Origin of the sequence: Pseudomonas sp. IPO3749 (assembly GCF_013386605.1) — a bacterium.
In the GTDB taxonomy this organism is placed as follows: domain Bacteria; phylum Pseudomonadota; class Gammaproteobacteria; order Pseudomonadales; family Pseudomonadaceae; genus Aquipseudomonas; species Aquipseudomonas azotoformans_A.
The window spans coordinates 18,614-31,781 of record NZ_JACARN010000112.1 but is presented as its reverse complement, the minus strand read 5'-3'; the positions used below and the strand labels follow the sequence as shown (position 1 = coordinate 31,781).

Below are 13,168 nucleotides of genomic sequence, written 5' to 3'. Positions count from 1 at the left end.
TAGGGTAATTCAGCTGTGATTGCCTTGGTTGATGGAGCGGGCGCAGCGCTCATAGCCTGAGCTGTGGAGTTTTTTTTAGGGATCGGTTTTTTAGCCACGATAAGACTCCTGTCCAACGTTAGATAACCGTCAAGGCTGGCTTTACCAACCAAAAGCTTCGGTTATCTAACGCTCGGATCAGAAATCTTGCCTACTGTCAGATCTGACAGTTCTGACAAGTGGCGCGCTTAAAGTCCCTCCAACTCCGCCATCAAATCACTCAACCGATCCACCTTCTCGGCACTGATCTCATTCGCCGCCAACCCATCGATATACTCAGCCAACTCCGCCACCGTGCTGCATTCAAACATCGCTCTTAGCGGCACATCCCGCTGCAAGGTCTTCTGCACCCGCGAGGCAATCTGTGTGGCCAGCAACGAATGCCCGCCCAGCTCGAAGAAGTTGTCTTGCACCCCTACCCGCTCAACCTTCAGCACTTCGGCCCAGATCGCGGCCAAGGTGCTTTCCAGTTCGTTGCGCGGCGCCAGGTAGTCCTGGCTGTGCAGCTGACCGATCTCCAGCACCGGCAGCGCCTTGCGGTCGAGTTTGCCGTTGGCGTTGAGCGGCAGGCGGTCGAGCCAGAGCCAGTGCAGCGGCACCATGTATTCGGGCAATTCGGCGCGCAGGCGTTGCTTGATGCGATCCAGGCGTTCGCTTGGGTTCAGTGCCTCATCCGCCGCCACCAGGTAGCCGACCAGGTGCTTGCCGTTGACGCCTTCCTGCACGCCTACCGCCGCGTCGCGCACTTGCGGTTGTTCATGCAGGCGCGCTTCGATTTCCCCCAGTTCGATGCGGTAGCCACGAATCTTCACCTGATGGTCGATGCGCCCGACGTACTCCAGCACCCCATCACTGCGTCGACGTGCAAGGTCGCCGGTGCGATACAGACGCTCGCCCGGTGCGCCAAACGGGTTCGGCACAAACACCGGCGCAGTGCGCAGCGGGTCGCTGACATAACCCCGCCCGACGCCCGTACCGGCCACGCACAACTCGCCGACCGCGCCTTGCGGCACCAGCTCCAATGCGCCATCGAGCAGGTACAAACGGTTGTTGTCGGTCGGTGTACCAATCGGCAGATAGGTGCCACGGGTAGACGCCAGGTCGACGCGGTAGAACGCCACATCGTCCGAACATTCCGCCGGGCCGTAAGCGTTGACTAGCCCGATCTGCGGATAACGCAGCAACCACTGATGCGCCAATTCCGGCGGCATCGCTTCACCGGTCGGCAGCATCCAGCGCAAGCCATCCAGGCTGATGCGGTCCTGGGCGAGCATCCCTTGGATCAGCGACGGCACGCTTTCCAGCACGGTGATGCCTTGGGCCTGCACATGCTCCAGCAAGCCCTGCGGATCATGGGCGATGGCGTTCGGCACGATATCCACCTGTGCGCCAAACAACGGCGCAGCGAGGAACTGCCATACGGAAATATCGAAGCTCTGCGACGCGGTTTGCGCAATCACATCGGCGTCGCTCAAGGCCAGGTAAGGCACCTTGCTCAACTGGTTGTTGAGCATGCCGCGCTGTTCCACCATCACGCCCTTGGGCAGGCCGGTGGAGCCCGAGGTGTAGATCACGTAGGCGAGGTTGTCCGGGCCACTGTAGATGCCAGGGTTTTCGCCACGTGCCGGTATCTCTTCCCACACCAGCAACTGGCAGTCAAAACCCTCCAGCAATTCGATGGCCTGCTCGCGGGATGCTTCGGTGCAGACCAGCAACGGCGTACGACTCAGGTCGATGATGCTGCGCAGGCGCTGGCTTGGCAGGCCTGGGTCCAGCGGCAAGTAGCCTGCACCCGCCTTGAAGCTGCCGATGATCATGCCGAGCAGATCGAGATTACGTTCGGCCAGCAATGCCACCGGCTGATCCAGACCGACACCCGCGGCTATCAGCGCATGGCCGAGTCCGTTGCTGCGGCGGTTCAGTTCCTCGTAAGTCCATTGCTGGTCTAGGCAGCTGGCAGCGATGCGCTGCGGGTGCGCGGCGACCTGTTCTTCGAACAGTTCGATGTAGCTGCGCTCCAGCGGGTAAACATGCTCACTCTGGTTGCAGCCCTCTACCAGGAACTCACGCTCCTGCTCGCCAATCAGCGGCAGGTCGGCCATGTCGCCATGGAAGCCTTGGACCAACGCCAGCAGCAGGCGCTTGAACTCGCCGAGCATGCCTTGCACGGTGCTTTCGTCGAAATAGCGCTGGTCGTAAGAGAGGTGCAAACCCAGGTCATCACCCGGATAGCACACGGCGGTCAGCGGGAAGTTGGTGTGGGTCCGCCCGGAATCCGAGGTGGCATTCAGGCTTTGCGCACGGTCCAGCACCGAGACTTCCACCGGGGCGTTTTCGAACACGAACAGGCTGTCGAACAGCGGCTGGCCCTTGGGCAGTTCGCTGTGTTCCTGGATCGTCACCAGCGGCAGGTATTCGTACTCGCGCAGTTGCATATTGCTGTCGAGCAAACCACTCAGCCACTGGCGCACGCTGCAACGCTGGTCATCCTCGGGCAGTTTCACCCGCAGGGCGATGCTGTTGATGAACAGGCCGACGGTGCGTTGCATCTCCGGCATTGCCACCGGGCGGCCGGCCACGGTCACACCGAACAACACGTCGCGATCGCCGCTCAGGCGACGCAGCACCAGCGCCCATGCCGCCTGGGCAAAGGTGTTGACAGTCAGTTGATGCGCCTGGGCCAGTTCGCGCAGTTGGGCACCGTCGCGGGCATCGAGGCGGGTGTAGCAATCGCCCACCACCATGCCGCCGCTGTGGCCCGCGTGTTCACGCAGGAACGGCCGGTCGCTCGGGATCGGCGTGGTGCGCTCGAAACCTTGCAGGTTCTGCTGCCACCACTGGCGCGCTTCGTTGAGGTTCTGGCGTTGCAGCCAGGCGATGTAGTCGCGATAACGCGGCGGTGTCGCCAGTTGCGCGTCGCGGCCTTCACCCAGGGCCATGTAAAGCTCGAAGAAGTCATTCATCAGCAATGAACGGCACCAGGCATCGATAAGGATGTGGTGGTTGCTCATCATGAACCAGTAGCGCTCGGCACCGACGCGGATCAGGCGCAGGTGGAACGGTGCCTGGTTGAGCAGATCGAAACCGGCTTCGCGCTCTTGCTTGAGCAGCGCTTGCAGACGCGGTTCCTGTTCGCTTTCCGGCGCGTTGCTCCAGTCCAGGTATTCAATCGGCGTGCTGCCCGGTTTGTGGATCACTTGCAGCATGTCTTCGCCGACGTTCCAGCAGAACGAGGCGCGCAGGGATTCGTGGCGGGCGATCACCGCCTGCCAGGCCTGGGCGAAACGCTCCGGGTCCAATGCGCTGTTGATGCGGTAGCGGTCCTGCATGTAGTAGAGGCCGGTGCCGGGCTCCAGCAGGGTGTGCAGCAGCAGGCCTTCCTGCATCGGGGTCAGCGGGTAGACGTCTTCGATGGCGCTGGCGGCAATCGGCAGGCTGTCGAGTTGCGACTGGGTCAAGTGCGCCAACGGGAAGTCGGACGGCGTGAGGCCTCCGGCATCGTCCTGCAGGCAATGCGCGACCAGGCTTTGCAGCTCAGCGAGGTAGGCATCCGCCAGTTCATGGATGCTCTGTTGATCGTGACGCTCGCGGCTGAAGGTCCAGCGCAGCACCAGTTCACCGCCGTACACCTGGCTGTCGACGCTCAACTCGTTGGGCAGCGGCGCGTCCGGGTCATGGGCCAGGCCGGCGGACTCGTCCAGCGGGTGGAACAAGGCATCGGCACCGAAGCTCTGGTCGAACTGGCCGAGGTAGTTGAAGGTGAGCGGCGCGCTCGGCAGCGCAGCCATGGTCTGCTTGCACAGGTCATCGGCCAGGTAGCGCAGCACGCCATAGCCCAGGCCTTTATGCGGTACGGCGCGCAGTTGCTCCTTGATCGCCTTGATCGAATCGCCCTGCCCGGCGTGCGGGGTCAGGCGCAGCGGGTAAGCACTGGTGAACCAGCCGACGCTGCGGGTCAGGTCGATGTCATCGAACAGGGTTTCACGGCCATGGCCTTCCAGTTGGATCAGCGTCGAAGCGTGGCCGCTCCAGCGGCATACCACGCGGGCCAAGGCGGTCAGCAGCAGGTCGTTGACTTGGGTGCGGTAGGCGCTTGGCGCCTGTTGCAGCAACTGGCGGGTGTGTTCGGCATCCAGGCGCACGCTGACGGTGTCGGCGTCGCGGTTGCGCAGCGAGCCTTGTGGACGGGCCACTGGCAATACGGTTTCCGGCCCAGCCAATTGGTCTTGCCAGACGCTCAACTCTTCACGCAGGGATTCACTGCCGGCATAGGCCTGCAAACGCGCAGCCCAATCACGCAAGGCGCTGGTCTTGGCCGGCAGACTGACGGACTGGCCTTCGCTGAGTTGGCGGTAGACGTTTTGCAGGTCCTCCAACAACACGCGCCAGGACACGCCATCCACCACCAGGTGATGGATCGCGATCAGCAAGCGTTGCTGCCCCTCGGGTCCGTCCACCAGCAAGGCGCGCAGCAGCGGGCCGTGTTGCAGGTCGAGGCTGCGTTGGGTGTCGGTGAACAGCGCGGTGCACTGCGCCATGTCGCGCACTTGCGCCTGCATCAGCACGCCGCCTTGCGGCACAGCCAAATGCTCGGCGTGCCATTGCGCATCCCGCTGGCAGAAGCTCAGGCGCAGGGCGTCGTGGTGTTCCAGCACTGCCAGCAGCGCTTGTTCCAGGCGATGGGGGTCGAGCAGTTGCAGCGGCTTGAGGACCAGCGCCTGGTTCCAGTGATGACGGTTTGGGATGTCGGTGTCGAAGAACCAATGCTGGATTGGCGTGAGGCCCGAGCTGCCGGTCAGCACGCCCTGCTCTGCCGTGACCTGCTCGGAGCGCGTGGCCACGGCGGCTAGGGTCTGCACGGTTTGGTGCTGGAACAGGTCACGGGGGCTGAAGTGAATCCCGGCCTGTCGCGCACGGCTGACCACCTGGATCGACAGGATCGAGTCGCCACCCAGCTCAAAGAAGTTATCGTCCAGGCCGACTTGCTGCACGTTCAGCACGGCGCACCAGATCGCCGCCAACGTCTGTTCAAGCTCGTTGCGTGGCGCCACATATGTTTGGCGGTTTGCCTCAGGATCCGGTTGCGGCAAGGCACGGCGATCAAGTTTGCCGTTGGCGGTCAGCGGCATGCTGTCCAGCACGATCAGGTGCGCGGGCACCATGTAGTCCGGCAGTTGCGCCTTGAGATGGGCCTTCAGCGCGTCACGCAGCGCGCCGTGTTCCGCATCGCTGACCAGATACGCCACCAGCTGTTTGCCGCTCGGCGAATCCAGCGCCAACACCACTGCTTCGCGCACGGCAGCGTGTTCGAGCAGGCGGGTTTCGATCTCGCCCAGTTCGATACGGAAACCACGGATTTTCACCTGATGGTCGATCCGCCCCAGGTACTCCACCAGGCCATCGGCGCGTTGGCGCACCAGGTCACCGGTGCGGTACAGGCGCCCGCCATTGCTCGCGAATGGATCGGCGACAAAACGCTCGGCGGTCATTCCCGGACGCTGGTGATACCCCTGGGCCAGGCCGGCGCCGCCGACGTACAACTCGCCGGTCGCGCCCTGTGGCACAAGGGCCAGGTCGGCGTCGAGGATGTACGCCACGCGGTCACCGATGATGCTGCCGATCGGCACGCTGGCGGCGCCCTCCTCCAACTGCTCAGGCGCGAGGCTGGCCAGCGGCATCACCACGGTTTCAGTCGGGCCATAGGCGTTGAAGAACACCTGTGGCTGGAACGCGGCGCGGATGCGCTGCAAGTGTTCGCCGGTCAGGGCTTCGCCGCCGGTGATGCACATGCGTACCGGCAAGGTTTGTTGTTGAGTCGCCAACCACTGCGCCAACTGGCTGCCGTAACTCGGCGTGAAGCCCAGGATGTTGATGCCATGGGTGCGGATAAGCCCGCAGATTTCTTCTGCATCCCACTGGCCCTGCGCCCGCAACACCACCTGCGCACCGCTGAGCAGCGGCACCAGCAGGCGCTCGGTGGCGGCGTCGAAGTTGATCGAATAGAAGTGCAGCTCGCAGTCCTCCGCGCGCATGCCAAACCGCTCGATCACCGCCGCGCAATGCATGGCGATTTCACCGTGGGACACCACCACGCCTTTCGGCTTGCCGGTGGAACCGGAGGTGTAGATCAAGTACGCCTGGTGTTGCGGCAGGCTGATAAATGGCAGCGCATCGGCCGGGTAGTTGGCCAGCACTGGCGAGTCATCTTCCAGGCACCAGCACGCCACGGTGGCCGGCAACTCGCCGAGGGCTTCGAACATCGCCGCATCGCTGAGCAGCAGGCCGATGCCGCTGTCTTCGATCATGTAGTGCAGGCGGTCCAGCGGGTATTCCGGGTCCAGCGGCACATAGGCGCCGCCGGCCTTGAGAATCGCCAGCAGGCCGATGACCATTTCCAGGGAGCGCGGCAACGCCAGGCCGACACGCACCTGCGGGCCGACGCCACGTTCGCGCAGCATCCAGGCCAGGCGGTTGGCGCGTTCGTCGAGTTCACGGTAGCTGAGGGTCACGCCGGCAAAGGTCAGCGCCGGCGCATCGCCACGGGCTGCCGCCTGCTGGCTGAACAGTGGGTGGATGCACTGATCGAGACGGTGCTCGCCTTTCTCAATGCCCAGGCTGTCTTGCAACACACGCTGTTCATCCGCGCCCAGCAACGGCAATTCGCTGAGGCGTTGCTGCGGATCCGCGATCAAGGCTTCCAACAAGTTGCGCCAATGCTCGGCCATGCGTGCAATGCGCGGCTCGTCAAACAGGTCGGTGCTGTAGGTCAGGCAGCAACCCAGCCGATGATCGAGGTCGGTGACTTCCAGGTTGAGGTCGAACTTGGTCGCGCGGGCATCGTTGGCCAGGTATTCAACGGTCATGCCGGCCAATTGACGGCTCTGCTGGAACTCCCAGCGCTGCACGTTGCACATCACCTGGAACAGCGGGTTGTACGCCGCGCTGCGCGGCGGTTGCAGGGCTTCCACCAAGTGGTCGAAGGGCAGGTCTTGATGGGACTGGCCCTCGATCACGGTGTGACGTACCTGCTCGAAAAGTTCAGCAACGTTCATCTGCCCATTGAGCTGGCAACGCAGCACCTGGGTGTTGAGGAACGCACCGATCAGGCCTTCGCTTTCCGGGCGAATGCGGTTGGCCACCGGGGCGCCGATACGCAGGTCGGTCTGGCCGCTGTAGCGGTAGAGCAACACGGCCAGGGTGGCGGTCATGGTCATGAACAGGGTCAGGCCGCGTTCGGCATTGAAAGCGCGCACGCGGGCTGCGAGGTCATCGCTTAAATCGAAGCGGTACAGCTCGCCCTGGTGGCTTTGCACCGGTGGGCGTGGACGGTCGCCGGGCAGTTCCAGCAGCGGGTGTTCATTGCCCAGTTGCGCGGTCCAGTAATCCAGCTGGCGCTGACGTTCGCCGGATTCCAGCCACTGGCGCTGCCACACGCTGTAGTCGAGGTATTGCACCGGCAGCGGCGCCAGCGGCGAGTCGCGCTCGTCGATAAAGGCTTCGTACAAGGCGCTGAGTTCACGGGCAAAGATGTCCATGGCCCAGCCTTCGGTGACGATGTGGTGCAGGGTCAGGACCAGGTAGTGTTCCTGCTCGCCGGCCTTGACCAGGCACGCGCGCAGCAGCGGCCCGGTTTCCAGGTTGAACGGCGTGTGTGCCTCATGATCGGCCAGTTGCTGCAGGCGCGGCTGGCGTTCGGCTTCGCCCAGCGCGGAGAAATCCTGCCAGTCCATGCGCAGTCCCGTTTGCGGCGAGACCTTCTGATAGGCCACGCCGTCGACGCTCGGGAACGTCGTGCGCAGGGTTTCATGACGCATGATCAGCGCTTGCAACGCCGCCTCGAAACGCCCCACATCCAGCACGCCGCGCAAACGCGCCATGCCGCCGACGTTGTAGGCCGGGCTGTCCGGTTCCATCTGCCACAGAAACCACATGCGCTGCTGGGAATAGGACAACGGCACCGGCTGGCTGCGGTCGACCTTGGCGATGGCCGTCTGTTGGTTGCGCTGGCCTGAAGCCTGGATCAGGCCGACCTGCTCGACAAACGCCCCCAACTCACTGGCTTCAAACAAGGTGCGCAACGGCAGCTCGACGTCACAGGCCTGGCGGGTGCGGGAGATGATCTGCGTGGCCAGCAACGAGTGGCCGCCGAGGGCGAAGAAATCATCGCGCAGACCAATGCCTGGCAGGCCGAGGACTTCGCGCCAGATCGCGGCGATCTGCTGTTGCAGCGGGGTTTCAGGTTCGACATGTTCACGCACTTGCCACACCGGCTCCGGTAACGCGCGGCGGTCCAGCTTACCGCTGGGGCTCAGCGGCATGGCGTCCAGGCGCATCAACAGCGCGGGCACCATGTACTCCGGCAATTCGGCGGCCAACGCGGTTTTGACCTGCTGTTCGTCCAGGCTGCCCTGGGCGGTGAAGTAGCCGATCAACTGCCCGTCATGCACCTGCACGACGGCTTGGGCGATGCCGTCCAGGCCAAGCATGCGCGCTTCGATTTCTTCCGGTTCCACACGGAAGCCGCGCAGCTTGACCTGCTGATCGAGGCGACCGAGGTACTCGATCACGCCGTCAGCATTCCAACGCGCGCGGTCACCGGTGCGGTACAAGCGTGCGCCGGCCTCACCAGAGGGATCGGCAACAAAACGCTCCGCCGTCAGCCCGGCACGCCCGAGGTAACCCCGGGCCAGGCCGATACCGCCGATGCACAGCTCACCCGGCACGCCCAGCGGCACGGGGTTGAGCTGTTCATCCAGCACGCGGCAGATCACATTGCCCAGTGGCCGGCCGATTGGCGAGCGCTCGCCGTCTTCGGCGCGGCAGTGCCAGTGGGTCACGTTGATCGCGGTTTCGGTCGGGCCATAACGGTTGTGCAACTGCACCGCCGGCAACTGCGCCAACACGCGGTTGCGCAACTCGGCGGGCAAGGCTTCACCACCCGAGAACAAGCGACGCAGGCTTGTGCATTCAGCCACCAACGGCTCGTCGATAAACAACTGCAACAGCGGCGGCACAAAGTGCAGCGTGGTCACCCCGTGTTCCTGCACCAACTGGGCGATGCGATGTGGGTCGCGATGCTCACCAGGACCAGCCAGTACCAGCTGGCATCCGGTGATCAGCGGCCAGAAGCATTCCCACACCGACACGTCGAAACTGATCGGCGCCTTTTGCATCAGCACGTCGGTTTCATTGAGTTGATAAGTGGCCTGCATCCACTGCAAGCGCTCGGCCAGCGCGGCATGCGTGTTGCCCACGCCTTTGGGCTGGCCGGTGGAGCCGGAGGTGTAGATTACGTAGGCGAGGTTATCGCCGTGCAGGTGCAGGCCGGGTGGCTGGGTCGGCCAGCTGTCCAGATGCAGGCTGTCCATGGCAATGACGCACACGCGGTCACTACTCGGCACCTGGTCCAGCAGCGCGGTCTGGGTCAGCAACAGGTGAACGCCGCTGTCCTTGAGCATGTAGGCCAGGCGTTCGGCGGGGTAATCCGGGTCCAGCGGCACGTAGGCGCCACCGGCCTTGATGATCGCCAGCAAGCCGATCAACAGTTGCGGCGAACGCTCGGCGGCGATGGCCACGCACACGTCCGGGCCGACGCCTTTGTCACGCAGGTAATGGGCCAGGCGGTTGGCCTGGGTGTGCAGTTGGGCGAAGGTCAGGCTGCCGCCGTCCCAGACCAGCGCAGTGTTGTCCGAGGTCTGATCGTTGAGCAGTTCCGGCAACCACTGCTGGGCCGGTGCGCAGGGTGCTTCGCTGTAAAGCGCCTGTTCGTCGTGCTGCATCAGCGCAAGGTCGCCGATGGCTTGCTGGGGCTGCTCGCAGACGGCGTGCAACAGGTTGATGTAGTGCTCGGCCAGGCGCTGGATGGTCGCGTTTTCGAACAGTTCATCGGCGTAGTCGAACGACAGGCTCAGACGCCCGTTGCGGTCTTCTTCGGTGTGCAGTTGCAGGTCGAACTTGGCTTCGCGGCTGTGCCACGGCAACTCGTCGGCGAGCATGCCGGGCAGGCGGCGCAAGGCGCTGAGGTCGCGTTGCTGGTGGTTGAACATGACCTGGAACAGGCCCTGTTCGCGTGCCTGTGGGAAGGCTTCCAGCAGTTGTTCGAACGGCAGGTCCTGATGGGCCTGGGCACCCAGCGCCGCCTGGCGTGTGGCGGCCAATAGCGCGTTGAACGGCAGGCGTGCGTCCAGCTCGGCACGTAACACCAGCGTGTTGATGAAGAAGCCGACCAGGCCTTGGGTTTCCTGGCGCGGGCGATTGGCGTTGGGCACGCCGATGCGAATGTCGCGCTGGCCGCTGTAGCGATGCAGCAGGCTCTGGAACGCTGCCAGCAACAGCATGAACGGGGTGGACTCGTTGGCCTGGGCGGCGTGGCGAATCGCTTCGCTGAGGCTCGCGCCAAGGCGCACGGTGTGGCGTGAGGCACTGTGGCGGTGGTGTGCCGAGCGCGGGTGGTCGGTCGCAAGGCTCAGGGTGGGATGCTCTTCACCCAGCTGTGCTTTCCAGTACGCCAGTTGACGCTGGCCTTCACCTTCGGCCAGCCATTGGCGCTGCCAACTGCCGTAGTCGGCGTATTGCAGGGCCAGGGGCGGCAGCTCCAGGGTTTGGCCCTGGGCGGCGGCGGCGTACAGGCGCGAGAATTCATCGATCAAAATGTTCAGCGACCAGCCGTCGGCGATGATGTGGTGCAGCGTCACCAGCAGTTGGTGATCTTCATCGTCCAGGCGCACCAGGGTCACCCACAACAGCGGGCCTTTTTCCAGGTCGAACTGGGTGCGTGCTTCGTCTTCGCGGATCTGTTGCGCACGGGCTTCGCGCTCGGCAACAGGCAGGTCGCTGAGGTCGATGACTTGCAGGTCGAAATCCGCCTTGGCGTCAACACGCTGGAAGGCCCGGCCGTCGCGCTCGTAGAAGCAGGTACGCAGGGCTTCGTGGCGCTGGATCAGTTGTTGGAAGCTGGCACGCACGGCGTCTTCATCCAGCTCGCCGCGCAGGCGCAGGGCGCCGGGGATGGTGTAGGCGCTGCTGTGCGGGTCCAGTTGCCAGGTGATCCATAGGCGGTTCTGTGCCAGGGATTGAGGCAACTCCTCTTGGCGTGACAGGCGCTGAATCGCGCCTTGGGCGACGCCACCGTCTTGCTGCAACTGCGCAACGTTGGCGGCAAAGCCTTCCAGGGTCGGCGCTTCGAACAGCATGCGCAGGTTCAGTTCCAGGCCGAGAGTTTCGCGCAGGCGTGCGACCACCTGGGTGGCGGTGATGGAGTTGCCGCCGAGCAGGAAGAAATGATCATCGGCGGCAACGCTTGCGATGTTCAGTTGTTCACACCAGATCGCCGCGATCTGGTTGTGCAACTCGGATTCCAGCGCGCCTTCGCGCACCTGCGTTTGCAGGTCGGGGAACTGCGCATAGCTGTCCAGGCTGCCGTCCTTGTGGCGCAGCGCACAGGCTGCGCGCTGTACTTTGCCGCTGGAGGTCTTGGGCAAGGCGCCGGGGTTGAGCAGCACCACTACGCTTGGCACCTCTTGATACGCCTCGGCAACGGCCTGGCGGATCGCCTTGATCAGCGCTTCGGGCGGCAGGATTTTCTGCACGCTGCGGCTGATTTCGGCGGCAATGCCGATACCTTCCAGGCCCTGCTCATTCACCGCAAAGGCCGCAACCCGGCCTTTGCGCACCACTTCCACTTCGCGCTCGATGGTCTGCTCGATGTCCTGGGGATACAGGTTGTGGCCACGCACGATCAGCAAGTCCTTGAGGCGACCGGTGATATACACCTCGCCGTCACGGATGAAGCCCAGATCGCCAGTGCGCAGCCAGGTACGGCCGGCGTGCTGCACGAAGGTCTTGGCGGTAGCTTCGGGGTTGCGCCAGTAGCCGTGGGCGATGCTCGGGCCGGTGGCCCAGAGCTCACCGACGTGATTGTCGGCCACTTCTGTAAGCGTGTGCGGGTCCGCGATCAGCACCGCGTGTTCCGGCTGGCTGGTGCCACAGCTCATGATCGCACTGCCCTGCCCCGGTTCGGCGCGGTTGGCGGCCAGGGCCTGCTCGTCGACGCGCAGCGCGGGGATGCCGTGGCCACGGCTGCCACCGGCGACAAACAGGGTCGCCTCGGCCAGGCCGTAGGAGGCAAAGAAATTATTCGGGGTGAAACCGCAGGCGGCGAACTTCTCGGCGAAGCGTTCCAGGGTGTCGAGGCGGATCGGTTCGGAACCGGAATAGGCCACGCGCCACCGGCTCAGGTCCAGGCGTTCCAGGGCCGAGTCGCTGACCCTTTCGCTGCACAGGCGATAAGCGAAATCCGGGCCACCGCTGATGGTGCCGCCGTATTCGCTGATCGCTTCCAGCCAGCGCAATGGCCGACCCAGGAAGTAGGCCGGCGACATCAGCACGCAGGGCACGCCACTGAAGATCGGTTGCAGCAGGCCGCCGATCAGGCCCATATCGTGGTACAGCGGCAGCCAGCTGACGATCACGTCATCCGGGTTCAGGTCAATGCCGAAACCGCGACGGATCAGCACTTCGTTGGCGACCAGGTTGCCGTGGCTGACCTGCACGCCCTTGGGCAGCGAAGTGGAACCGGAGGTGTATTGCAGGAAGGCGATATCGTCCGGGTGCAGGTCAGGGGCGACCCAATGGCCGACACTTTCCAAGCTATCGACGCTCACTACCGGCGGCGCGTTTTCGATCTGCGACAAGCCATCGGCGAGGCTGGCGATGGTCAGCAGCAGGCGCGGCTCGGCATCGCTGATGATCGAGAGCAGGCGCTCCTGATGATGACGGCGGGTGGACTCCGGCGGATAGGCCGGCACCGCGATCACCCCCGCGTAGAGGCAACCAAAGAACGCCGCGACGTAATCCGGGCCGCTGGGAAACAACAGCACGGCACGGTCGCCCAGGTCCGCATTGGCTTGCAAGGCGGCGGCGATGGTGCGGGCGCGCTGGTCCAGGTCGCGGTAACTGAGCACGACGCTGTGCTCGGCGGATTCGGCGAGGAAGCGCAGGGCGACCTGGTCCGGGGTCTGCGCGGCGCGACGTTGAAGGGACTGGACCAGGGTGCGGGGAAGTTCAAAGGCGTCCATCATGGGGTTCCTGCCTGAAATCGGCTTACGGGAAATTCAACAATTCGGGGGGC

At 64.0% G+C, this 13,168-nt stretch carries 1 protein-coding gene; it reads right to left on the bottom strand.

Features of this window, described 5'->3' with window-relative positions; translation table 11 throughout:
- Window positions 1-227: 227 nt before the first annotated feature.
- Window positions 228-13,118, bottom strand: a complete 12,891-nt coding sequence (locus HX812_RS30255; protein ID WP_177128240.1) for a non-ribosomal peptide synthetase — start codon at window positions 13,116-13,118, stop codon at window positions 228-230.
- Window positions 13,119-13,168: the final 50 nt, after the last annotated feature.

Coding starts and splice junctions, on each gene's coding strand:
- HX812_RS30255 (WP_177128240.1), bottom strand. CDS start 13,118: ATGATGGACGCCTTTGAACTTCCCCGCACCCTGGTCCAGTCCCTTCAA.